We start from the raw sequence: 22308 nt of genomic DNA, 5'->3' as shown, positions 1-22308 counted from the left end.
TCACGCCTCCGCATCGATACGAAACACTTCCTTCTCGCCGTGATCTTCCAGCAGCTTGAGCAGCATGCGGCGCATCAGCAGGCCGGGCTGGTCGGAGACCATGTGGCATTCCTGCTGACGGCTCACGTCGATGCAGGCGTCGTAATCGGTGGCTTCGAGAATCTCGCGGTCTTCGTCGGTGATCGGGCGGTCCCAGTCGATCAGCGCCTGTGTCGAGCATTGCTCTTCGGTGTCGTTGCGATAGAGCCATTGCACGAGCATCATCGTTTTATCGTCGATGGGCGTCGCGCAGTTATAGATGATGTGGTGAATCCCACTCGCCGGATACATGCAGCCGAAGCGCCGCGCGAAGGGCATGAACCAGCGGTTCACGAGATGCCGCTCGGTGATGTCGTCGGTCGTGCCGGTAATGCGAAAGCTCGCCTGCGGATTGCGGATAGGCACGCGCGTCTCCGCTTCGAAGCCCCATTCGCCTGGACGGAATTCGTATTTCGACGGCCTGGGCTGATCGAACAGGCCGAAGTTCGACTTATGCACGAAGCTGAAGTGCGCGTTGTCGAACGAGTTCTCCATCATGCGCAAGGGGCTCGTGTTCCACTGCTCGTAGAACTGCAAAATGCGGCGGTAACCGGGCGCCGTCTCTTCGGGAAACTCGGGAATGGGCTGCAGCGGCTCGTCAAGCGCGACCCACGCATAACCGTAGCGTTCCTCGCAGCGGTACGACTGCACGACGGCACGCGAGGGAATCTCGCCCGCGCCGTTCTGCGGAATCTTCACGCACTGGCCGGTGCAGTCATAGGTCCAGCCGTGATAGCCACAGGCGATGTTGCCGTCTGAATCCACGAAGCCCTTGGAGAGCTTCGCCGTGCGATGGCAGCAGCGGTCGCGCAAGGCGTGCGGCTTGCCGCCCGCTCCTTTCCACAGCACGATGTTTTCGCCGAGCAGCGTGAACGGCTTGGGGCCATCGTCGAGATGGGACATGGGAACCACTGCGTACCAGAAGCGGCGCAGCACTTTTTGACGGGTGACCAGCATAATGTTGTTCCTCGATTTGTGTGGGCGCTTTGCCGGATGCGCTTAAGGCATCACCTTCAAGGCATCACCTTTAAGGCATCACCTTCGCGTTCTGCACATACTTCAGCGTGTAGGCGCTTTTATAGTCCGTGCCCGGCTTGAGCAGCTTCGCTGACACCATGTAGTCATAGGTCTTCTTCCAGCGCGCATCGGTCATCGCGCCGATGCCGAGCGTGGCCGCATCGCCGCCGGTCACGAGCTTGAGCGTCTTCAGTTGCGCGACGCCGAACGCGAGTTGCGCATCGGTCATCTCCGGGTTGTCCTTTCTGATGAGTTCGTTGCCCGGCGCAGGATTGGACAGATAGCTCTTCCACCCTTCCATCGAGGCCTTCACGAAACGCGCGACCACGTCCGGCTTCGCGTCGATGCTCTTCTTCATGCCGACGATGGTCGTGTTGTAGGGCGGATAGCCGTCGTCGGCGAACAGGAAAAAGTGCGTCTTGACGTTGGCGCGTTCCGCCTGAAACGGCTCGGAAGACGGATAAGCCTGCATCGCGACGTTCCTGTCGACAAAGAACGGTTGCAGGTTGAAGGTGTAAGGACGCGTCTGGCCGTCGGTGTAGCCGTACTTTTCCTTGAGCCACGGCCACCACGAGGTGCGGCCCGAGCCGGCGACCAGGATCGTCTTGCCTTTGAGGTCGCCGAGGCCTTTCACGTCGTCGTGTGTGAGCATGCCTTGCGGGTCGAACTGGAACGAAGCGGCGACGGTCTCGACAGGAATGCCTGCCTCGATCGAGGACAGCACCTGAAAGTCATAGCCGAGGATGAAATCCGCCTGCCCGCCCACCAGCAGTTGCATGCCGTTGACCTGCGGGCCGCCCATCCTGATGGTGACGTCGAGTCCGGCTCTCTTGTAGAGGCCGGTGGCGACAGCCTGATAGAAGCCGCCGTGCTCGGCCTGCGCGTACCAGCTTGTGAGGACGGTGATGTGGTCGTCGGCGTGAGCGGCAAGCGTGGCGAGACCGAGAACAGCGGTGCAAAACAGGCGACGAATGAAACGCATGAATGGCTCCCGAATGAGGACATTGGAAGACCATGAGGACGTTCGAAAGTCAGGGGCGATACTGCGTGTCCTGTCGTTGAAATCGGGCGATTTCATTCGAACGCCGACATAGTCGACGTGGGTGCGCGATGCACCCCAGGAGCAATGCCCCACGCCGAAGCGAACCGTTCGCCCGGCGCTAGCCGCTTATACTCCGCACGACGGTTATGCGAGAAGCGTGCCAGGCGATCGAGGCCATGAAATGTGGGCTTACGCCTGGCCGAATGCATGGCCGCATGCGTCGTCGCGGGGCATCCGCGCCCCGCGATCGCGCACGACAGCACCGTGAGTGTGGATTTAATCGGGACTCACGCAAAACATTAATAGGCGCTTAGACGAATCACACCTCTTCTCCATATAAGGCATGATTGTCGAAAACGCGTGCAACACTGAATCAAAAGATCCGGCAATATGACCCTTCACTCCCGGAGTTCGAGATTGAATCCATATTTCTATCGCTTTTGTACTGAACCGTACCCGAATGAGCAACGATTTGAAGTATGGCGTGACGAGGTGAACGCGATATTCGACGTCGATATCGAAAAGTCGGTTTCTTCCAGTTTCAATTACGATCTTTCCACTGGCTATATCGGCTCTCTATTGATGGGTTGCGGCACCTGGGCCGGGCAGCAGGAACCGGTCGCCTATGGCGTAAAGCGGTCAGCGCAAATGATCCGCAGGGACGGCCTCGATCATTTTTATCTCTGCCTCGGCATTACTCATTCTCTATCCGGATATGCGGCTCGCACGCCGATCGAAGCAGAGCCGTCGAAAATCTATGTACTCGATCTGGCCCGCGAACTCGATTCCGAAATCGTAGCCGGTGACACGGTTATTCTGACGATCGCCCGCGATCTGCTCGAGCCGCGCATCCGCTCGGCGAATCTGCATGGCGCCGTGCTGCAAGGCCCGATGAGCGCCCTGCTCGGCGACCACATGATTTCGCTGCGGCGCCAGTTGCCGTACCTGTCGCCCGCCGACATGCCCTATATCGAGCAGGCGACGCTGGCGATGGTCTCGGCGGCGCTGGCGCCATCGGCACAAACGCTCGCCGATGCCGAAAACGAGATCAACCACGCGCTGCTGGTCCGCGTGCGCCGCTATATCGATGCGAATCTGACGGCCGCGCAGCTTTCTCCGCAGCAGATCTGCCGCGACGTGGGCATTTCGCGCGCTCATCTGTACCGGCTGTTCGCGCGCGAGTCCGGCGTCGCCGCGTATATCCAGCAGCGCAGGCTGGCAAAAATCCGCGAGATACTGGAAAGCCCGAAGGGCCGGAAACAGCGGCTTTCCACGCTGGCGTTCCAGTACGGTTTCAAGAGCGAGTCGCACTTCAGCCGTAGCTTTCGCCAGGCGTTCGGCTGCTCGCCGAGCGACGCCCGCGAGCGGGGCGCAGCGGAACCTGCGCAGCCAGCCGCGTCGCGCCGCGGCGGCCACTCGCCAGGCTCGCTGCGCGACGTGCTGGACAAGCTCGACAAGTGAACATGCACTGAGACGCACAGACAAGTAATAGAGACGCTCAGGCAAAAGCGCGCAACGCGCAACTGCTACTATTTTTCCGCCTGTCTTAGTTATGAAGATACGCGTCAGGAAGACCCAACGCTAACCTCGGCTTGCGTTTCCTGGCGCGAGTTCACAATCAGAACCGGGGATCACAAATGGGGTATCGCCAATTGGCGCCATCGGCCGTCCTGATTCTGGCGGCCTGTGCGCATGATCAGTCGGCGAGTCAGTTCGTGCGCATTTGCGACGACAGTGGATGTGCCGAGCGGCCAAAAAGTCAGATTGCCTTAGACGCTTCGCGCAACGGCCACGATTCGGCCGAAACAGATTCGGACCGGCGCATCGCCGCGCTGGTAAAAGCCGGGGAGACCAACCCGCGTGCAGCTTACGACCTGGGCCTGCGTTATTTTCGCGGCGACGGCGTGCGTCAGGACAGTTATCAGGCGCTCAAATGGATGCGCAAGGCGGCCGAAGGCGGCGACCTGCAAGCACAGAAAGCACTGGGCCGTTTTTATCTGTTCGGTCTCGAAGAGATGGGACCCGATCCTCGTGAGGCCGAGAAGTGGCTGATGATCGCATCGGAACGCGGCGATAAGGAGTCGGGAAAACTACTCGCGCAAGCGCGAGCGGCCAAGCAATCCGATCAGGATTACTACCGGTGGCAGACAGAGGCGCGTGCGCTTTACGGCAACTGGTATGCCGATTATCCCTACCAGGGCTATTGGCAAGGCCGGGGCTGGTACTGGTATTGACGCATCTGGAAAAGAACATATCCGCTCGGCCATCTCATTGATATTCCGTCAACTGCATCACGCATCCTCCAAGAACATCAAAACATGAAGCTCAATTCGACATATCGGAGCGCCAAGGGCGTCTTCTCGATCATTTTGATCGGATCTCTAAGCGCCTGCGGGGGCATGGTATCCACTGGCGGACAAAGCGCGGGTGTCTCCGGTGCAGCCGGTGGCTCGACAAGCGCGGGCGCCGACGAAACGCTCGAGCGCTGCAAGGCGCCGCTCGGCACGATTGCAGTCGACGACGGACGCAATGCAGACTGGTTCGGTCCATTCGGCAGCGCGACTCAGGTCACGACGATCGAACCGCTGCTGCGTCTTGCAGTACAACAATCGAACTGTTTTGTGATCACGTCGATCGGCAATCAGAAGACCGATGCACGGCTGTCGCGCATCACGGGTTTGCAGCGCAATTCCGGCGAGTACCGCGCCGGATCGAAACAGCAGAAAGGTCAACGGGTCGCGGCAGACTACTACATGGAACCGCAGATCATTATCAACGACTCGGCGATTGGCGGCGTCAGCGGCGTGCTGGGCGGGTTGATCGGCGGCAATGCGTTGGGCAAGATCGCGGGCGGCATGCAGTCGAAGGCGTCGGTGGTCACGCTGACGCTCTTCGATGTGCGTTCGGCGCTGCAAATATCGGCGGCCGAAGGCAACTCGACCGCGACCAACTATGGCGCGGCGTTGGCCGGCCTCGGCGGCGGCGCAGGAGGCGGACTGAGCGGATTCTCAAGGACGCCGGAAGGCAAGGCGACGGTCGCGGCGTTCATCGACGCATACAACAAGATGGTCGTCGCGCTCCGTAGCTACAAGGCACAGGACGTCAAGGGCGGCCTGGGAAGAGGCGGACAGTTGCAGGTGAACTGATCGCGTTTTCCGTTCCGTTATGCCGCGTTCGCCGCTCCGGTCATCGCGGCTCATGGTTGGTCGTGAATCTGGCTGGTGCATCAGTTCGTATCGACACCCAGATCGCCCAGCGGATGCGCTTCCCGCTTCCACGGCGAAGTCAGAAAATGCCTGACCCGCTCGGGCCGGACTTCGGCGAGCGTGGCCGGCGCCCAGCGTCCCTTGCGGTCCTTGTCGATCAACTGCGCGCGCACGCCTTCGCAGAAATCGCCCTCCTCGATCGCGCGCTTGACGATGCCGAGCTCCATCCGGAAGCATTCGGCGAGTGTCATCTGCCGGCCGCGCAACAACGCCTCGCGCGTCACGTAAAGCATGGTCGGCGAGTGCGCGACGAGCGCATCGTAGGTGGATTGCAGCCATTGCTTCACTTCACGCGGCAAGTCGCGGTCGAGATCGTGCCGCAACGTCGCCACGATTCTGTCGACGCCCGAGCGCCGGTCGAAATGCCGCAGAACCTGCGGCGTCAACTGCGCCAACGCGGCGTGCGGCACGATGTTGCACGGCGGCTCGAACACGCCGCGCAATGCGCTCATCAGATCGCCGTCATGCGGCATGCGCCGCAAGCGCTCTTCGAAGGAAGCGAGCCAGTCGGCCGGCACGCACAGATCGGCGAGTTGCAGCCGCAACGCATCGGCGCCGGACAGGGTCGCGCCGGTCAGGCCGACATACAATTCCAGTTCCGCGGACATCGCGGCGAGAAAGCGCGTCGCGCCAACGTCGGGCAGAAAGCCGATGCGCGTCTCCGGCATCGCGATCTTGCTGCGCTCGGTGACGATGCGCAGCCGCGCTGCCTGGCCGAGCCCCATGCCGCCGCCCATCGCAATGCCGTCGAGCAGAGCGACGACCGGCTTCGTAAAAGTATGCAGCGTGTAATCGAGCCGGTATTCGTCGATGAAAAATGCAAGCCAGCGGTTGTCGCCGTTCTTCGCGAGCCGATGCACCTCGCGCACATCGCCGCCCGCACAAAAGCCCTTGTTTCCAGCACCTTTCATCACGAGCGCGACGATGCCGTCGTCGTTGCGGCAATGTTCGACCAGCATCGCAAGCTCGCGAATCATCGCGTGCGATAGCGCATTCAGCGCAGCGGGCCGGTTTAGCGTGATGATCGCGACGCGGTTGACGACGCGAAACAGGATCTCGCGTTCCGGCTCTGCGCCGGCTTCGGATGCGAATTCTGATGCGACGCTTTGCAAGGCGCTCATCGTTGCGTCTCCTCGTTTGCGCGGGCGGCATCTACGCTTTGCATAACCTCCCAGCGCGGCGCGCGTTTTTCGAGGAACGCATTGACGCCTTCGCGCTGATCGGCTCCATCGAACAGATCGACGAAACGTTCGCGCTCCAGCGCCAGCGCAGCCGAACGCGGCACGCCGTTGCGCGCCTGATGAATCAGCGTCTTGCTGAAGCCGACCGCCTGCGGGCTCAGCCCTGCGACGCGCGCCGCCATAATCAGAGCGGCCTCGCGCGCAGCGCCCTTTTCCACGACCTCTTCGACGAGACCGATGCGCAGCGCAGTCGACGCGTCCACGCGTTCGCCGGTGAGAATCATGCGCTTCGCCCAGCCTTCGCCGACGAGCCACGGCAGCGTCTGCGTGCCGCAACCGCAGGGCAGCAAGCCGACCGCGGTCTCGGGCAGCGCCATCACCGCGTGCTGCTCGGCGATACGGATGTCGCAAGCGAGCGCGCATTCGAGCCCGCCGCCCATTGCATAACCGTTGATCGCGGCGATCACCACGGGCCGCGCATTCTGCAACGTTTCGAACGCGGCGCCGAAGCGGGCCGCCGCGACACGCGCCACGTCGCGATTGCCGTCGGCGAAGGTGTTGAGGTCGGCGCCCGCGCTGAAGAACTTCGGCCCCTCGCCAGTGATGACGATTGCACGAACGCGCGCGTCGCCGTTCAGCCGCTCCACCGTCTGCTGCAATTGCAGCAAGCCTTCGGGCGTGAACGCATTCGCGGGCGGGCGCTTGAGGGTGAGTTGTGCGACGGTTCCGTTGTGCGCGTAGTCGAGTTCGATCATTACGCGTCTCCCTTCGTGCTGTCGCTGCCGTTGTCACTCAAGCTCCCTTGACGATAAAGCTTGATGACCACCGAAAAGTCCAGACGTCCCGCGCCTTTTGCGCTCATCGTTTGATAAAGCTGCTGCGCGAGCGCGCCGAGATAGACGGGTTGACGCGCGAATTTGGCCGCATCCGTCGCGAGGCCGAGATCCTTGAGCATGAGATCCGTGCCGAAACCGCCGCTGTATCCACGCGAGGACGGCGCGCTGTCGATCACGCCCGGCACCGGGTTATACGTGTCCGAACTCCAGCAGCGCCCCGTCGACGTATTGACGATGCCGGCAAGCACCTTCACGTCGATGCCGAGCGCTTCGCCGAGCGACATGGCCTCGGCCACGCCCGCCATCGTGATGCCGAGCACGAGGTTGTTGCAGATCTTCGCGACCTGGCCCGTGCCCGTGTCGCCGCAATGCACGATATTCTTGCCCATCGCCGACAATACCGGCTTCACCGCTTCATACGCGCTCGCGCTGCCGCCGACCATGAAGGTCAGCGTGCCCGCGGCCGCGCCGCCGGTGCCGCCGGACACGGGTGCATCGACAAACGTGTTGCCGTGCTGCCGCGCGAGTTCCGCGAACGCTTTCACGCTGGCGGGATCGATCGTGCTCGAATCGACGATGGTCACGCCTTTGGGAATGCCGGCCAAGACGCCGTCTTCTGCCGTGAGCACACTGCGCACATGCGCCGCCGCGGGCAGCATCGTGATCACGCATTCAACGTCGGCGACCGCCGCTTTCGGCGAAGCGGCCGCCTTAGCACCCGCATCGACAAGCGCCTGCAGGGCTTGTGCATTCAGGTCGAAAACGTTGACCGCATGGCCCGCCTTCAAGAGGTTGTGCGCCATCGGCGCGCCCATGTTGCCGAGTCCGATAAAGCCTATTTTCATGATGCCGTCTCCCTGTTTGCGGCTCGCTCAGCGCAGGCTGATCGTGGTGTTCACGCCGTCGTTGATCGTGTCGTCGTCAAACCAGCGCGCGGTGACGGTCTTGGTTTGCGTGTAGAACTGCACGACCTGTTTACCGTACGGACCGAGATCGCCGAGCTTCGAACCGCGCGAACCCGTGAAGCTGAAGAACGGCACGGGCACCGGAATCGGAATGTTGATGCCGACCTGGCCGACGTCGATTTCGCTCTGGAATTTGCGCGCCGCCGCGCCGCTTTGCGTGAACAGTCCGACGCCGTTGCCAAACGGATTGCGGTTGACGAGCGCGATCGCGTCGTCGAGCGTCGCGGCGTTGAGCACCAGCAGCACCGGCCCGAAAATCTCCGTGCGATAGATTTCCATCTCCGTGCTGACGTCGCTGAAAATCGTGGGGCCGATGAAATTGCCCTGCTCGTAGCCAGGCACTTTCACGTCGCGGCCGTCGAGCGCGAGCGTCGCGCCTTCCTTCACGCCCGCTTCGATCAGCCCGAGAATGCGCTGCTTCGCGGCGCGCGACACTACCGGACCGACATCGGTGTTCGGCTCGTGGCCCGCGTTGACCTTGAGCGTCTTCGCCCTGGCGACGATGTCCGGCAGCCATTGCTGCGCCGCGCCCACCAGCACGACCACCGAGGTCGCCATGCAACGCTGCCCCGCCGCGCCGAAGCCCGCACCCGCGAGCGCATTCAACGTTTGCTCGCGATTCGCGTCGGGCAGCACGACGGCGTGGTTTTTTGCGCCCATCATCGACTGCACGCGTTTGCCGTGCTCGCTGCCGAGGCGATACACGTGCGTGCCGACCGCCGTCGAGCCGACAAACGAAATCGCCTTCACGAGTTCATGTGTGCAGAGCGCGTCGACCACGTCCTTGCCGCCGTGCACGACGTTCAGCACGCCCTTGGGCACGCCTGCCTCCAACGCGAGTTCGACCAGTTGCATCGTCGATAACGGGTCCTGCTCCGAAGGCTTCAGCACGAACGTATTGCCGCAGACGATCGCCATCGGGAACATCCATAGCGGGATCATCGCGGGGAAGTTGAACGGCGTGATGCCCGCGCATACGCCGAGCGGCTGGCGCAGCGTGTAAGTGTCCACGCCGCCCGCGACGTTTTCCGCGAATTCGCCCTGCTGCAAGGTGCCGATCGAACACGCATGCTCGACGACTTCGAGTCCGCGAAAGACGTCGCCTTCGGCGTCGGCAATCGTCTTGCCCTGCTCGGCGCTCAGTGTCTTTGCAATGCGCGGCAGATGCTCGCGAATCAGCGCCTGGTACTTCAGCATGATGCGCATGCGCGCGCCGATCGGCGTGTTCTTCCATGTGCTGAACGCGGCATGCGCCGAGCGGATCGCTTCGTTGACTTCGTCGGCGGTCGCAAACGGCACGCGCGCCAGCACCTGTTGCGTCGCCGGATTGACGATGTCGCGCCATTCGGTGGTTGTCGATTCGACGAATTCGCCGTTGATCAGCAGCTTGACGGTATCCGGGGCAATTGCGCTCATGCTGGAAACTCCTATGCGGTGAATCGGTGGTGGCTCTGTGGTGTGCGTCGTGGCTCAGTGACCGACGCACAGTAAGTACGGTCGAATAAAAGTGCTTAATGACGCCTAGCGCAGATCGGGGAAATCTTCTTCCCAGTACTCGTCGGGCAAGCGTGCCGGCTCGGCTTGCCGCTCCATTTCACGGCGCCGCAACTCGACGCGGCGGATCTTTCCGGAGATGGTTTTCGGCAGCTCGCTGAATTGCAGACGGCGAATCCGCTTATACGGTGCGAGCTTTTCGCGCGAGAATGCGAACACGGCGCGCGCGAGTTCGGGGCCGGCTTCGTAGCCCTGGCGCACGGTGACGAAAGCCTTCGGCACCGACAGGCGCAGCGCGTCGGCGCTCGGCACGACCGCCGCCTCGCCGATGGCCTCGTGCTCGATCAACACGCTTTCGAGTTCGAACGGACTGAGCCGGTAATCGGACGATTTGAAAACGTCGTCGGCGCGGCCGACGTACACGTAGTAGCCGTCATCGCGTCGCAGTGCGACATCTGACGTGCGGTAGAAACCGTTGCGCATGGCCTCGGCGGTCGCCTTCGCGTTGTTCGCGTAGCCGGTCATCAGACCGAGCGGACGGTCCTTGCCATCGGCGCCGATCGGCAATGCGATTTCGCCTTCGGTGACTGCGTGATCGTCGGCGTCGATCAGTTCGATTTTGTAGCCCGGCAACGGACGTCCCATCGAACCCGCGACAACCGGTTGGCCCGGCGAATTGCCGATCTGGCAAGTGGTCTCGGTTTGCCCAAAACCGTCGCGTATCGTGATGCCCCATGCGTGCTTCACGCGCTCGATAATCTCCGGATTGAGCGGCTCGCCCGCGCCGACAATCTCGCGCAGCTTCACCGGATAATCCGCGAGCGGCTCCTGCACGAGCATGCGCCAGACGGTCGGCGGCGCGCACACGGTGCTCACGTTGAAACGCACCAGCACGTTCAGCGTGTCTTTCGGCACGAAGCGCGCGAAGTTGTAAACGAACACACAGGCCTGCGCATTCCACGGCGCAAAGAAGCAGCTCCACGCGTGTTTCGCCCAGCCCGGAGAGCTTATATTCCAATGGATGTCGTTCGGTTGCAGGCCGATCCAGTACATCGTCGACAGATGGCCAACCGGATAGCTCTGATGCGTATGCTCGACGAGCTTGGGCTTCGACGTGGTGCCGGACGTGAAGTAAAGCAGCAGCGGATCGGTGGCGCGCGTGACGCCTTGCGGAGTGAATTGCGGCGATGCGTCATACGCGGCCGCAAGATCGATCCAGCCGTCGCGCGGCGTGCCGACGGATAGACGCGTCAACGGCACATCGAGCGAATCGAATTTGGAAAGCTCCGCGCTGTCCACCACGACGAAGTTCGCGCCGCCTATCTGCACGCGGTCGCGCACGTCGTCGGCGGAAAGCTGCGTGGTGGCGGGCAGCACGATCGCGCCGAGCTTCATCGCGGCGAGCATCACGTCCCACAGTTCGACGCGGTTCGGCAGCATCAGCAGCACGCGGTCGCCGCGTTGCACGCCCACGCCGCGCAGAAAGTTGGCCATGCGCGCGGAGCGCTCCGACATTTGCGCGTACGACAAACGCAAGCCCTCGCCTGCCGGATCGTCGACGATCCACAACGCCGGGTTGTCGTTATCGCGCGCGATGACGTCGAAGTAATCCAGCGCCCAGTTGAACTCGTCCACCACCGGCCACGCGAACTCGCGGTATGCGCGCTCATAGTCGGTTCGATGGCGCAATAACAGATCGCGTGCGTCGAAAAATGCTTTCGCTGCAGTCATGGTCGTCTCCTGATGGGCGCGGTATCGGTCCGCGTTTGCTCGGGTTTAGTTTTATCCGCAAGCTATTTTGCGCTCAAACTCGGCTCGCGCAGCGTTCAAACGTGACGCGCGATCACCATGCGCTGCACTTCGCTGGTTCCTTCGTAAATCTGCGTGATGCGGGCGTCGCGGTAATGGCGCTCCACCGCGTAGTCCTCGAGATAACCGTAGCCGCCGTGAATCTGGATCGCGTTCGAGCAGATCTGCTCGGCCATTTCCGACGCGAACAGTTTCGCCTGCGATGCCTCCGACAAACACGGCTCGCCCGCCGAGCGCAGCCGCGCTGCGTGATGCACGAGCAGGCGCGCGGCGTTCAGGCGCGTGGCCATGTCGGCGAGCATGTTGGCGATGGTCTGATGATCCTTCAGCGCCTTGCCGAATTGCATGCGCTCGCTGGCATAGGCGCGCGCGGCATCGAACGCGGCGCGCGCGATGCCCACGGCTTGCGCCGCGATGCCGATGCGTCCGCCCTCCAGATTCGACAGCGCGATACGCAAGCCCTCGCCCGGTTCGCCGAGCAGATTCGCTTCGGGCACCGCGCAGTCGTCGAGCGAAATCGGACAGGTGTCGGATGCGCGAATGCCGAGCTTGTGTTCGGGCTTGCCGACGTTGAAGCCCGGCGTATCGGTCGGCACGATAAACGCGGACAGGCCGCGCTTGCCGCGATCCGGGTCCGTGACCGCGAATACGATGGCGATGTCGGCGCGCGCACCGTTGGTCACGAACTGCTTGCTGCCGTTGAGTATCCACTTGCCGTCGCGCAGCACCGCACGCGTGCGCAGATTGTTCGCCTCGGAGCCCGCCTGCGGCTCGGTCAGACAGAATGCGCCGATGCGCCGGCCGCTCGCAAGGTCCTGCAAATAGCGGTCTTTCTGCGCGTCGCTGCCGAAATTCAGAATCGGTCCGCAGCCGACGGAGTTGTGCACGCTCATCAGCGTCGCACACGCGGCGCAGCCCGCGGCGATTTCTTCGAGCGCGAGCGCGTAGGCCACGTAGTCGGTGTATGAGCCGCCCCACTGCGGCGGCACGATCATGCCGAGAAAGCCGAGCTCGCCCATTTGTCTCACGACGTCCGCGGGCAGTTGCGCGTCGCGATCCCATTGAGCGGCGTTCGGCGCGAGGCGCTCGCTGGCGAAGTCGCGCGCCGCGTCGCAGATCATGCGTTGTTCTTCGGTGTAGAAACTGTCCATGAGCGTGAGTCCTGTGCTTGCGTTCGAAGCAAGTGTAGGCAAGCCGGCCGCCGGCTTCGATGCTCAGCGCGATCATTATGTGTGAGCGCATTTGCCATACTGATACCATGCAGTGCGGCAACGGCAGCGTTTTTGCCGCATTAGAGCTTCTCTGATAAGCAAAACGTTGAGCGCGATTGCCACTTCAACTACCCTGCCGAACCATCGCCGATGAAAACCGAAAAAGGCACTATCTCCGTTGCGCTGGTCAACGAAACACTCGCGCTCGCGGCGGCCCGCGGTGTGGATGCGCTGCAGCTCGCGGAAGCCGCCGGCATCGCCGCGCCGATGCTGGCGTCGCCGAAAAGCCGCGTGTCGTCGGCGCAATACGGCGCGTTGTGGGTCGGCATCGCACGCGCGCTCGACGATGAATTTTTCGGTCAGGACTCGCATCGCATGAAATTCGGCAGCTTCATCGCGATGACGCAGACGGCGCTCACGGCGCGCAACGGTGCGCAGGCGCTGTCGCGCGCAATCGGTTTCATGCGGCTCGTGCTGGACGATCTCGGCGCGCGCGTCGAGACCGACGCGGAGCGCGTGCGTCTCACGTTCGTCGAACGCGAGGGAACCCGGCCGCCCGCGATGTTTGCGTACGCGACGTATTTCATCGTCGTTTATGGGCTGTTGTGCTGGCTGGTCGGACGCCGCATTCCGCTGATCGAAGCGCGCTTTCGCTGCGCCGAGCCGCCCGCCGCGCATGAATACCGGCTGATGTTTTGCGACGACATGGCGTTCGATCAACCGGAGTCTTACGTGGACCTCTCGCCGGCGTTTCTCGAGCTGCCGGTGATTCAAACGGCGAACTCGGCGAGGCCGTTTCTGCGCGATGCGCCGGCGAGCTTCGTCGTCAAATACCGCAATCCGGGTTCGCTGGCCGCGCGCGTGCGCAAAACGCTGCGCGCGTTGCCGATGGCGAGCTGGCCCGCCGCCGACCAGATGGCCGCGCGCCTGAACGTCGCCGAGGCGACCATGCGGCGCCGTCTGAAGCAGGAAGGCCATACGTATCAGTCGATCAAGGACGACCTGCGGCGCGACATTGCGATTGGCGAGCTGCAGCAGTCCCGCCGCACGATTGCGGACATCGCGGCGTCGGTGGGCTTTGCGGAGCCGAGCGCGTTTCATCGCGCGTTCCGCAAATGGACCGGCATGCGGCCCACCGACTATCGTCCGGCGCGCGCGGACCTCACGCGGCGCGCGGAATCGGACTAAGCTGTAAGAAGCAGGCCAGTCTTCCTGGAGGGTCGGCCCGCGCCGGTCCGTCTTCGTATCCGTCGACGGCACGCGGCGCCCGTTAGCCATGAGCACGTCTTCACGTCGCCCGTTCCGGCAGTCTGGCGCGCGCCGGCCGTTTATCCGCGGCGGTGTCGCGCGCCGGTTCCTGCGCGGCATGACCGCGTTCGGGATGCTTTTGACGTTCGCGGTTGGGGGTCTGTTTGGGCCTGGGTTCGTACCTGGCTTCGCGTCGGGCGAAGATGCGGCTGTGGCTCAGGCCGCGCCCGTCGGTGGACAGAACGCCGTTGCGCAAGCGCTCAACAGCGTGGTCGTGATTCCCGTCAGCGGCGCGATCGGACCGGCGAGCGCCGACTTCATCGCGCGCAGTCTGCAACGCGCCGCCGACAGTCACGCGCAACTCGCGGTGCTGCAACTGGACACGCCGGGCGGGCTCGATACGTCGATGCGGCAGATCATCAAGGCGATCCTCGGCTCGCCGGTGCCGGTCGCGACGTTCATCGCCCCGAGCGGCGCGCGGGCCGCGAGCGCGGGGACCTACATCGTCTACGCGAGTCATATTGCGGCGATGGCGCCGGGCACCAACCTCGGCGCGGCCACGCCGATCCAGATGGGCATCGGCGGCACGGAGCCTCCGGGAGGCGGCACGCCGCGCCTGCCGGGCACGGGCGATCGCACGCCGCAAGCGCCGGCGCCGGGGGCCGGCGGTTCGGCTAGTGGCGTTGGTGGCGCCAGAGGTGCAACAAGCGCGGCATCAGGCAACGCAACAAGCGCCGCATCAACCAGCTCCCCCACCACACTCCCGCTCGACACCCAATCGACGGAACTGCGCAAGCAGGTTCACGACGCCGCCGCCTATATCCGCGGCCTCGCGCAAATGCGCGGGCGCAACGCCGACTGGGCCGAGCGCGCGGTGCGCGAGGCAGTGAGCCTCACCGCCGCCGACGCGCTCGCGCAGCACGTCGTCGACCTCAACGCGCGCGACGTGCCCGATCTGCTGCGTCAGCTCGACGGCCGCACCGTCGCGACCAGCGCGGGCAACGTCAAGCTCGCGACGGCGCATGCGCCCGTCGTCACGCTCGAAGCCGACTGGCGCAGCCACTTCCTCGCGGTCATCACCGACCCGAACGTCGCGCTGATGCTGCTGATGCTCGGCATGTACGGCCTCTTTTTCGAATTCGCGAACCCCGGTTTCGTGCTGCCCGGCGTGGTCGGCGCGATCAGTCTGCTTATCGGGCTGTTCGCCATGCAGATGCTGCCGGTCAACTACGTCGGCCTCGGCCTGATCTTTCTCGGCATCGCGTTTCTGATCGGCGAGGCGTTTCTGCCGACCTTCGGTTCGCTCGGCTTCGGCGGCATTGTCGCGTTCGTGATCGGCGCGTTGATGCTGATCGACACGGACGTGCCCGGCTACGGCATCCCGCTGCCGATGATCGCCGCCGTCACCGTATTCAGCGTGCTGTTCGTGCTGGGCGTATCGCAGCTCGCGCTGCGGGCGCGGCGCAGGCCGGTCGTGACCGGTTCCGAAGGGTTGATCGGCAGCGTCGGCGTGGTGCTCGAAGGCGGTCTCGTCGCCGCCTCAGACGCGGCCGCGGACCCAGGCGCGGCAAACAGCAGCCTGGCCGGCTGGGCGCGGATCAACGGCGAGCGCTGGCAGGTGTCGAGCGCGGTTCCGCTCGCGGCCGGCGACGCGGTTCGCGTGACCGCGCGCCAGGGGCTGACGCTCACGGTCGAGCCCATCGCCGCCGCCCAGGCGCTGCAACAACAGCAAGCACAGCAACCACAGCAACAACACCCCTCTCTCGGAGGAAAAACCTCATGATCGGTTTCACATTCGGCTTCAGCAGCATTCTGATTCTGCTCATCGCCGCGCTGATTGCATCGTCGATAAAGATCTTTCGCGAGTACGAACGCGGCGTCGTGTTCATGCTCGGGCGCTTCTGGAAGGTCAAGGGGCCTGGGCTCGTGCTGATTATTCCGGTCGTGCAGCAGGTGGTGCGCATCGACCTGCGCACGGTCGTGTTCGACGTGCCGCCGCAGGACGTAATCACGCGCGACAACGTTTCGGTCAAGGTCAACGCGGTGGTGTACTTTCGCGTGGTCGATCCGGAGAAGGCCGTGATCCAGGTGGCGCGCTATTTCGAGGCGACCAGCCAGCTATCGCAGACCACGCTGCGCGCGGTGCTCGGCAAGCATGAACTCGATGAACTGCTCGCCGATCGCGAACAGCTCAACGCCGACATCCAGAAAGTGCTCGATGCGCAGACCGATGCGTGGGGCATCAAGGTCGCCATCGTCGAGATCAAGCATGTGGACATCAACGAAACGATGATCCGCGCGATTGCCCGTCAGGCCGAAGCCGAGCGCGAACGTCGCGCGAAGGTGATTCATGCGGAAGGCGAATTGCAGGCGTCGCAGCAATTGCTGCAGGCCGCGCAGACGCTCGCGCGCGAGCCGCAAGCCATGCAGTTGCGCTACCTGCAAACGCTGACGACGATTGCCGCCGACAAGAACTCGACCATCGTGTTTCCGCTGCCGGTCGATATGCTGAACGCCGTGGTGGACCGTCTGACGAAGCCACGCGAGCCGTAAGCCGCGCGCACCGTTGCCTGGCGACATCGTAAATTCGCTTGCGGCTGCGCCCCACGCGCTGGCAAGGTATCATCTCGCCCCTACGACGAGAGACCCGCCATATGGATTCCATAAAACGCTATTTCGGCCTCGACGCCGCCGGCACCAATCTGCGCACGGAAGTGCTGGCCGGCCTGACCACTTTTCTGACGATGGCCTACATCATCTTCGTGAACCCGGCGATTCTGGGCGACGCGGGGATGCCGAAAGACGCCGTGTTCGTCGCGACCTGCCTCGTCGCCGCGCTGGCCTCGCTGATCATGGGTCTGTATGCGAACTATCCGATCGCGCTTGCGCCGGGCATGGGCCTGAACGCGTACTTCGCGTACACGGTCGTCAAGGGCATGGGCTTTACGTGGCAAGCCGCGCTCGGCGCGGTGTTCATCTCCGGGTGCCTGTTTCTCGTCGTTACGCTGTTTCGCGTGCGCGAGGTCATTGTCACCGGCATTCCGCACTCGATACGCATCGCCATCACCGGCGGCATCGGCCTCTTTCTCGCGATCATTTCGCTGAAGACGGCGGGCGTCGTGGTCGGCAATCCGGCTACGCTCGTCACGCTCGGCGATCTGCATAACCCGCATGTGGTGCTCGCGATCATCGGCTTTTTCGCGATCGTCACGCTCGACTATCTGCGCGTGCGCGGCGCGATCCTGATCGGCATTGTCGGCGTGACCGTATTGAGCTTTTTCTTCGGCGGCAATCAGTTCCACGGCATCGTGTCCGCGCCGCCGTCGATTTCGCCGACGCTGTTCCAGCTCGACATTCGCGGCGCGCTGTCCACCGGCGTGCTGAACGTGATCCTGGTGTTCTTCCTCGTTGAACTGTTCGATGCAACGGGCACGCTGATGGGCGTGGCCAATCGCGCGGGTCTGCTGGTGGAAGGCAAGATGCATCGGCTGAACCGCGCGCTGCTTGCGGACAGCACCGCCATTCTGGCGGGCTCGATGCTCGGGACGTCGTCGACGACCGCGTATATCGAAAGCGCGTCGGGCGTGCAGGCAGGCGGGCGCACCGGCGTGACGGCGGTCACGGTGGCCGTGCTGTTCCTTGCCGCGCTGTTCTTCGCGCCGCTCGCGGGTGTGGTGCCCGGCTACGCGACGGCGCCGGCGCTGCTCTACGTGTCGTGCCTGATGCTGCGCGAAATGCTCGACCTGCCGTGGGACGACGCAACCGAAGTCGTGCCGGCCGCGCTCACGGCTCTGCTGATGCCGTTCACTTACTCGATCGCGAATGGCGTCGCGTTCGGCTTCATCTCGTATGCGGGACTGAAGTTGCTGACCGGCCGCGCGCGCCAGGTGAAGCTCGTCGTATGGATCATCGCGGCGATCTTCCTGTTCCGCTATTTCTACCTCGGCAGCGAGTAAGTTCTTGCGAGTCGCGGCGTGCCGATGCGCTCAGGCACGCCAGTTCGCTTCATAAAAGCGCACATAGCCGCTGCGCAGCACAACGCATTGCGCGCTCGTCTCAGAGAGCAGACGACGCGTGGCGGCTTCGATGCGCTCGCGGTGCGTGTCGAACGCGCCGACCATGTCTTCCAGACGCGGCGACGCGGCGCCGAAATGATCTTCGAGCGCTTCCGCGGTGATCATGCACTCCACCCTCTGCCCATCGACCAGCGCCGGAAACGCCAGGGTGAGTTCGCGACCTGAATACTCAGGATTTTCATTCGGGAAAAGGATCTGCATGGGAATCACCTGGAAGTTAGGCGCCGCGCATGATTCGCATGGGTAATGCGCACGCCGGTTACATCTGATCGCGCCCCGGGCTGCCTCCTCCTTGTCCAATGCCGGCGACGCGGGCTCGTCATCCGTCGCATGCGGAAACGCGCCATTCGCGCGTCGCGAGGATGATTTGATTCACTTTAGACGAGTTCGTGCGCGGCGCAAGTTTTCCTTTCCGCCGCTTGATCCAGGTGCGAAGTTGCCCGCGAATTGCGCACGCGATTGCGCACGAAGCGTGCATGGCGCTTGCGTTCCTACCGACCCGCGCCGGGTGTTTTCCCTGCGACGCGCGCGGCTTCGGCTCCTGTAATATCGGTATTCGCCCGCAAGCGCGCATGCTGCGCTGCGGCATCGAACGGCGGGCAACGCATCCGCCGCATCCGAATACCGGAGACATGCCTTGAGCCATCGCCCCGCCACGCCGTCCCGCATCGGTCGGCCCGATGTCATCGCGCAAGCTCATGCGCGCTCGCTCGAACTCGGGCTGCGCGCGTCGGAAATGCCGGATTTTCAGCCGCTGCGCCGGCCTGCGCTGCGCGAACTGGTCGAGTGCAATCAGTCGCTGTATACGCATGCGCTTCCGGTCATGGAGACGCTGCATGCGCAGATCGTCGACACGCAAAGCATGGTGCTGCTCACCGACAGCCAGGGCGTGATCCTCCATAGTCTCGGCGACAGCGACTTCGTCGCGAAGGCGAATCGCGTCGCGCTGTGTCCGGGCGTGTCGTGGGCCGAGGCCGACCGCGGCACGAATGCAATCGGCACGGCGCTCGTCGACGGACAGCCGACCGTGGTTCACGCCGACGAACACTTCCTGCACGCGAACCGCATTCTCACCTGCTCGTGCGCGCCGATTGCGGATCCGTTCGGGCGCACCATCGGCGCGCTCGACGTGAGCGGCGACACGCGCGGCTTTCATAAGCACACACTGGCGCTCGTTAGAATGTCGGCGCAGATGATCGAAAATCATCTGTTCTCCAATCAATTCGCCGATGCGTTGCGCGTGCACTTTCACGCGCGCGCCGAATTCATCGGCACGCTGTTCGAAGGGCTCGCCGCGTTCGCCGCCGACGGCACATTCCTGTCGGCCAACCGCAGCGCGCTGTTCCAGTTCGGACAAGCGCTCCCCGCGTTGCAGGTGCAGCCGTTCGAGGCGCTGTTCGGCGCCGCGTTCGCCGACGTGTTGCAGCGGATCGCGCGCGCGCCGGGCGACAATATCGTGCTGACGTTGCCGAGCGGCGTGCGCGTCGTCGCGCGCGGCGAGTATTCGGCGCAGCGTTATGTCGCGCCGGCAGCGGATGTTGCCGGCACGGCGCGTGGCTTGACAACGCATGGCGCGCGTCACGCGGCGCGGATTGTGGAATCGCCGTCCAATGTCACGCCAGCCACACTTGAAACACTCGACACCGGCGACGCGCAAATGTCCGCGATTCTGCGGCGCGTCGGCAAGGTGCGCGGTCGCGACATTCCGATCCTGATCCTCGGCAAAACAGGCACCGGCAAGGAATGGCTCGCGCGCGCGATCCATCACGATTCGCCGCGGCGCACGGCGCCGTTCGTCGCGTTGAACTGCGCGTCGCTGCCCGACAGTTTGATCGAGGCCGAACTGTTCGGCTATGAAGACGGCGCGTTCACCGGCGCAAAAAAACGCGGCAGCGTCGGCAAGATCGTGCAGGCCGACGGCGGCACGCTGTTCCTCGATGAAATCGGCGATATGCCGCTCGCGCAGCAAGTGCGGCTCATGCGCGTGCTGCAGGAGCGCAGCGTGGTGCCGCTCGGCGGCACGCGCGCCATTCCGGTCGACCTGCGGATCGTCTGCGCGACGCACCGCAATCTGCGCGCGATGATCGAGGAAGGCATCTTCCGCGAGGACCTGTACTACCGCATCAACGGACTCGTTGTGACGTTGCCGGCGCTGCGCGAGCGCACGGATCTGGAAGCGCTCATCGCGCGTGTGCTGGAACTTCAGTGCGAGGGCGACGGCGTGCCGCGCCGCGTTTCGCCGCAAGTGCTCGAGCGCTTCATGCAATGCCGCTGGCCCGGCAATCTGCGGCAACTGGCGAACGTGCTGCGCACCGCGAGCATCATGGCCGAAGGCGCGGATCAAATCGAACTCGACGATCTGCCGGAAGACTTCCTGCATGATTGCGCCGATGCCGCGGCGAACGACGACTCGCGCTCGTCTCTGCGAACCTGCGACGACGCGATGGACAGCAATCCAGGTAGCAGTCAGACGCCCGCGCCGTCGCGCATGGAAGACTGGCAGGCCACGTTGATCGCGCAGACGCTTGCGCGGTTGGACGGCAATGTGTCGGCGGCGGCACGCGAACTGGGACTCGCGCGCAATACGGTGTACCGCTATTTGCGGCGGGCCGGCACGACTCATTGAAGCGTCGATACAGCGACGGCCGCCAGGAAAGACCGCGCGACCGTGTAAAGTGTGACGAGCACAGTCACACATTCACACGATGTCCGATTCACACCGCCCACCTGTCGTGCGCGTCGAGCCGCTTGGCCGCAGCTTCGAAGCGCCCGATTCGCTCACCATTCTGGAAGCCGCCGGCTTCGCCGATCTGCGCTTGCCGCGTTCATGCCGCAACGGCACGTGTCGTACGTGCATCTGCAAAATGACGGCGGGACGCGTTCGCTACACGATCGAATGGCCAGGTCTTAGCCGCGAGGAAAAGCAGGAAGGTTATATCCTGCCGTGCGTCGCGATTGCCGAAACCGATGTGGTGATAGAAGCGCCGGACGCTGTGGAACTGCAGTCGTCGTCGTCGCGTTGAGAAGCGAGGCTTATCCCCTCAATCGATCCTGGCGAAGCGCGGCATCGTCGCGCCTTCATGCTCGATCTGCTCGAAAAACACCGACGCCGGACGTGTCCAGATCGTGCCGTTGCTCGCCTTGTAGACGATCATCGTGACAGTCGGATCGGACTCGAGCGTCGCCTCGCATATCAGTTCGTAGAGGCCGCCTTTGTAATGGCGGTAGCGCGTGGTTTCAGCCATCGAATTCTCCCTGGGTTGGACAGTGCGGCGATTCAACCGCCTTCCTTCATCTGCTTGAGGATTTTGTAGACGGTTGCGCGGCCCATCGTCAGCACGGCGGCCACATAGTTCGCCGAACTGCGGCCGCGAAACGCGCCTTGCGCATGCAGCGCCTCGACGATTTCGCGCTTGTGTTCGCGCGTGAGCGCGTTGATGCCGATCTGCCGCTCGCGCAGCCACGTATGCAGATACGTGTTGATGCGGTCCTGCCAGTCGTCGCGGAACAGGTCTTCGGCGGGTGCGTCGGTCAAATTGCCGCCGCGGATGAACAGGTCGAGCGTGGAACGCACGTCTTCGAACACCGCGATATTGAAGTTGATGCACAGCATGCCGGCCGGCTTGCCGTTGTCGTCGAACAGAATGTTGCTCACGCAGCGCATGCGCCGGCCGTCCCAGTTCAGCTTCTCGTACGGTCCGATGGTGCGCCCGCGCGCCGCGTAGTGCACTTCGTCGAGCACCGAGGGACCGCCCACTTCGAGCTTCGACAGATTGTTCACCAAGTACGCGATGGTCTGGTCGCGCAGATCGTGGATCACGACTTCGGCGCACGGATAGAAGAGCGCCGCGATGCCGTCGGCGATGGGAGCGTAGCGCTCGAGCAGCAGGTCTTTCACGGGGGTCGCGGTTGTCTGGCGCATTGGATGACGATGTGACGGTGTTCGGGGGCGCGTGCTGCCTCGCGCGGCAACTCGCCATTGTAGCGACCGGCCGGCCCCTCTGTTCGTGGATGGAACTTTTTACTATCCAATCAGACGTATTTAGTGCATCATATTGGAATAGTTGTATTCCGCATTCGCAGCT

Annotated in this window: 20 protein-coding genes; 9 read left to right on the top strand and 11 right to left on the bottom strand. The window is 63.5% G+C overall.

Features of this window, described 5'->3' with window-relative positions:
- Together P0D87_RS04225 and P0D87_RS04220 are read right to left on the bottom strand one after the other, a co-directional pair.
- Nucleotides 1-1035: an aromatic ring-hydroxylating dioxygenase subunit alpha gene (locus tag P0D87_RS04225; RefSeq protein ID WP_006046733.1), complete on the bottom strand. Its 1035-nt coding sequence runs from the start codon at nucleotides 1033-1035 to the stop codon at nucleotides 1-3.
- 70 nt (nucleotides 1036-1105) lie between these two features.
- The gene (locus P0D87_RS04220) at nucleotides 1106-2077 is read right to left on the bottom strand and encodes an ABC transporter substrate-binding protein (protein ID WP_053859254.1); all 972 of its coding nucleotides are present in this window, start codon (nucleotides 2075-2077) and stop codon (nucleotides 1106-1108) included.
- A gap of 552 nt (nucleotides 2078-2629) precedes the next feature.
- Here P0D87_RS04220 and P0D87_RS04215 point away from each other — a divergent pair.
- From P0D87_RS04215 to P0D87_RS04205, 3 genes are all read left to right on the top strand, one after another.
- Nucleotides 2630-3598 carry a helix-turn-helix domain-containing protein gene (locus tag P0D87_RS04215; RefSeq protein WP_310074973.1) on the top strand — a complete coding sequence of 323 codons (969 nt, stop codon included), beginning with the start codon at nucleotides 2630-2632 and terminating at the stop codon, nucleotides 3596-3598.
- A gap of 176 nt (nucleotides 3599-3774) precedes the next feature.
- Nucleotides 3775-4371 (top strand): tetratricopeptide repeat protein, encoded by a 597-nt coding sequence (locus P0D87_RS04210; protein WP_006046730.1) that lies wholly within the window; start codon nucleotides 3775-3777, stop codon nucleotides 4369-4371.
- 84 nt (nucleotides 4372-4455) lie between these two features.
- Nucleotides 4456-5283, top strand: coding sequence for a hypothetical protein (locus P0D87_RS04205; RefSeq protein WP_006046729.1), 828 nt, complete (start codon nucleotides 4456-4458; stop codon nucleotides 5281-5283).
- A gap of 80 nt (nucleotides 5284-5363) precedes the next feature.
- Here P0D87_RS04205 and P0D87_RS04200 read toward each other — a convergent pair whose 3' ends face one another.
- From P0D87_RS04200 to P0D87_RS04175, 6 genes are all read right to left on the bottom strand, one after another.
- Complete coding sequence (locus tag P0D87_RS04200) at nucleotides 5364-6524, bottom strand: enoyl-CoA hydratase/isomerase family protein (protein WP_053859256.1); 1161 nt, start codon at nucleotides 6522-6524, stop codon at nucleotides 5364-5366.
- Nucleotides 6521-7339, bottom strand: a complete 819-nt coding sequence (locus P0D87_RS04195; RefSeq protein WP_029965826.1) for an enoyl-CoA hydratase — start codon at nucleotides 7337-7339, stop codon at nucleotides 6521-6523. Before P0D87_RS04195 ends, P0D87_RS04200 begins: the two co-directional genes overlap by 4 nt.
- Nucleotides 7339-8265 (bottom strand): 3-hydroxyisobutyrate dehydrogenase, encoded by a 927-nt coding sequence (gene mmsB, locus P0D87_RS04190; RefSeq protein WP_053859257.1) that lies wholly within the window; start codon nucleotides 8263-8265, stop codon nucleotides 7339-7341. The genes P0D87_RS04195 and mmsB overlap by 1 nt, the downstream gene beginning before the upstream one ends.
- Nucleotides 8266-8292: 27 nt before the next feature.
- The gene (locus P0D87_RS04185) at nucleotides 8293-9801 is read right to left on the bottom strand and encodes a CoA-acylating methylmalonate-semialdehyde dehydrogenase (protein ID WP_006046725.1); all 1509 of its coding nucleotides are present in this window, start codon (nucleotides 9799-9801) and stop codon (nucleotides 8293-8295) included.
- Between the two features lie 105 nt (nucleotides 9802-9906).
- Nucleotides 9907-11610 carry an AMP-binding protein gene (locus P0D87_RS04180; protein ID WP_053859258.1) on the bottom strand — a complete coding sequence of 568 codons (1704 nt, stop codon included), beginning with the start codon at nucleotides 11608-11610 and terminating at the stop codon, nucleotides 9907-9909.
- A gap of 95 nt (nucleotides 11611-11705) precedes the next feature.
- Nucleotides 11706-12839 (bottom strand): acyl-CoA dehydrogenase family protein, encoded by a 1134-nt coding sequence (locus P0D87_RS04175; RefSeq protein WP_053859259.1) that lies wholly within the window; start codon nucleotides 12837-12839, stop codon nucleotides 11706-11708.
- Nucleotides 12840-13049: 210 nt separating this feature from the next.
- Here P0D87_RS04175 and P0D87_RS04170 point away from each other — a divergent pair, with 210 nt between their 5' ends.
- The 4 genes from P0D87_RS04170 (at nucleotide 13050) to P0D87_RS04155 (ending at nucleotide 18103) form a co-directional block, all read left to right on the top strand.
- A complete protein-coding gene (locus tag P0D87_RS04170) occupies nucleotides 13050-14087 on the top strand; it encodes an AraC family transcriptional regulator (RefSeq protein WP_053859260.1) in 1038 nt (345 codons plus the stop codon).
- A gap of 88 nt (nucleotides 14088-14175) precedes the next feature.
- The gene (locus P0D87_RS04165; RefSeq protein WP_053859261.1) at nucleotides 14176-15930 is read left to right on the top strand and encodes an NfeD family protein; all 1755 of its coding nucleotides are present in this window, start codon (nucleotides 14176-14178) and stop codon (nucleotides 15928-15930) included.
- The gene (locus tag P0D87_RS04160; RefSeq protein WP_006046720.1) at nucleotides 15927-16700 is read left to right on the top strand and encodes a slipin family protein; all 774 of its coding nucleotides are present in this window, start codon (nucleotides 15927-15929) and stop codon (nucleotides 16698-16700) included. The genes P0D87_RS04165 and P0D87_RS04160 overlap by 4 nt, the downstream gene beginning before the upstream one ends.
- Before the next feature lie 101 nt (nucleotides 16701-16801).
- Nucleotides 16802-18103, top strand: a complete 1302-nt coding sequence (locus tag P0D87_RS04155; protein ID WP_006046719.1) for an NCS2 family permease — start codon at nucleotides 16802-16804, stop codon at nucleotides 18101-18103.
- 30 nt (nucleotides 18104-18133) lie between these two features.
- Here the strand turns inward: P0D87_RS04155 and P0D87_RS04150 are convergent, their stop codons facing one another.
- Nucleotides 18134-18424 (bottom strand): DUF1488 family protein, encoded by a 291-nt coding sequence (locus tag P0D87_RS04150; RefSeq protein ID WP_006046718.1) that lies wholly within the window; start codon nucleotides 18422-18424, stop codon nucleotides 18134-18136.
- 436 nt (nucleotides 18425-18860) lie between these two features.
- Here P0D87_RS04150 and P0D87_RS04145 point away from each other — a divergent pair, with 436 nt between their 5' ends.
- Together P0D87_RS04145 and P0D87_RS04140 are read left to right on the top strand one after the other, a co-directional pair.
- Nucleotides 18861-20849, top strand: coding sequence for a sigma-54-dependent Fis family transcriptional regulator (locus P0D87_RS04145; RefSeq protein WP_053859262.1), 1989 nt, complete (start codon nucleotides 18861-18863; stop codon nucleotides 20847-20849).
- Nucleotides 20850-20928: 79 nt separating this feature from the next.
- Nucleotides 20929-21246: a 2Fe-2S iron-sulfur cluster-binding protein gene (locus P0D87_RS04140; protein WP_006046716.1), complete on the top strand. Its 318-nt coding sequence runs from the start codon at nucleotides 20929-20931 to the stop codon at nucleotides 21244-21246.
- Nucleotides 21247-21264: 18 nt separating this feature from the next.
- Here the strand turns inward: P0D87_RS04140 and P0D87_RS04135 are convergent, their stop codons facing one another.
- Both P0D87_RS04135 and P0D87_RS04130 read right to left on the bottom strand, forming a co-directional pair.
- Nucleotides 21265-21468 (bottom strand): DUF1653 domain-containing protein, encoded by a 204-nt coding sequence (locus tag P0D87_RS04135; protein ID WP_006046715.1) that lies wholly within the window; start codon nucleotides 21466-21468, stop codon nucleotides 21265-21267.
- A gap of 32 nt (nucleotides 21469-21500) precedes the next feature.
- Nucleotides 21501-22145: a helix-turn-helix transcriptional regulator gene (locus tag P0D87_RS04130; RefSeq protein ID WP_006046714.1), complete on the bottom strand. Its 645-nt coding sequence runs from the start codon at nucleotides 22143-22145 to the stop codon at nucleotides 21501-21503.
- Nucleotides 22146-22308: the final 163 nt, after the last annotated feature.

Source organism: Paraburkholderia sp. RL17-368-BIF-A, from assembly GCF_046054045.1.
In the GTDB taxonomy this organism is placed as follows: Bacteria; Pseudomonadota; Gammaproteobacteria; order Burkholderiales; family Burkholderiaceae; genus Paraburkholderia; species Paraburkholderia graminis.
The sequence above is the reverse complement of the archived record's forward strand: the minus strand, read 5'-3'. Positions and strand labels throughout refer to the sequence as shown.

Coding starts and splice junctions, on each gene's coding strand:
- P0D87_RS04225 (WP_006046733.1), bottom strand. CDS start 1,035: ATGCTGGTCACCCGTCAAAAAGTGCTGCGCCGCTTCTGGTACGCAGTG.
- P0D87_RS04220 (WP_053859254.1), bottom strand. CDS start 2,077: ATGCGTTTCATTCGTCGCCTGTTTTGCACCGCTGTTCTCGGTCTCGCC.
- P0D87_RS04210 (WP_006046730.1), top strand. CDS start 3,775: ATGGGGTATCGCCAATTGGCGCCATCGGCCGTCCTGATTCTGGCGGCC.
- P0D87_RS04205 (WP_006046729.1), top strand. CDS start 4,456: ATGAAGCTCAATTCGACATATCGGAGCGCCAAGGGCGTCTTCTCGATC.
- P0D87_RS04200 (WP_053859256.1), bottom strand. CDS start 6,524: ATGAGCGCCTTGCAAAGCGTCGCATCAGAATTCGCATCCGAAGCCGGC.
- P0D87_RS04195 (WP_029965826.1), bottom strand. CDS start 7,339: ATGATCGAACTCGACTACGCGCACAACGGAACCGTCGCACAACTCACC.
- mmsB (WP_053859257.1), bottom strand. CDS start 8,265: ATGAAAATAGGCTTTATCGGACTCGGCAACATGGGCGCGCCGATGGCG.
- P0D87_RS04185 (WP_006046725.1), bottom strand. CDS start 9,801: ATGAGCGCAATTGCCCCGGATACCGTCAAGCTGCTGATCAACGGCGAA.
- P0D87_RS04180 (WP_053859258.1), bottom strand. CDS start 11,610: ATGACTGCAGCGAAAGCATTTTTCGACGCACGCGATCTGTTATTGCGC.
- P0D87_RS04175 (WP_053859259.1), bottom strand. CDS start 12,839: ATGGACAGTTTCTACACCGAAGAACAACGCATGATCTGCGACGCGGCG.
- P0D87_RS04170 (WP_053859260.1), top strand. CDS start 13,050: ATGAAAACCGAAAAAGGCACTATCTCCGTTGCGCTGGTCAACGAAACA.
- P0D87_RS04165 (WP_053859261.1), top strand. CDS start 14,176: ATGAGCACGTCTTCACGTCGCCCGTTCCGGCAGTCTGGCGCGCGCCGG.
- P0D87_RS04160 (WP_006046720.1), top strand. CDS start 15,927: ATGATCGGTTTCACATTCGGCTTCAGCAGCATTCTGATTCTGCTCATC.
- P0D87_RS04155 (WP_006046719.1), top strand. CDS start 16,802: ATGGATTCCATAAAACGCTATTTCGGCCTCGACGCCGCCGGCACCAAT.
- P0D87_RS04150 (WP_006046718.1), bottom strand. CDS start 18,424: ATGCAGATCCTTTTCCCGAATGAAAATCCTGAGTATTCAGGTCGCGAA.
- P0D87_RS04140 (WP_006046716.1), top strand. CDS start 20,929: ATGTCCGATTCACACCGCCCACCTGTCGTGCGCGTCGAGCCGCTTGGC.
- P0D87_RS04135 (WP_006046715.1), bottom strand. CDS start 21,468: ATGGCTGAAACCACGCGCTACCGCCATTACAAAGGCGGCCTCTACGAA.
- P0D87_RS04130 (WP_006046714.1), bottom strand. CDS start 22,145: ATGCGCCAGACAACCGCGACCCCCGTGAAAGACCTGCTGCTCGAGCGC.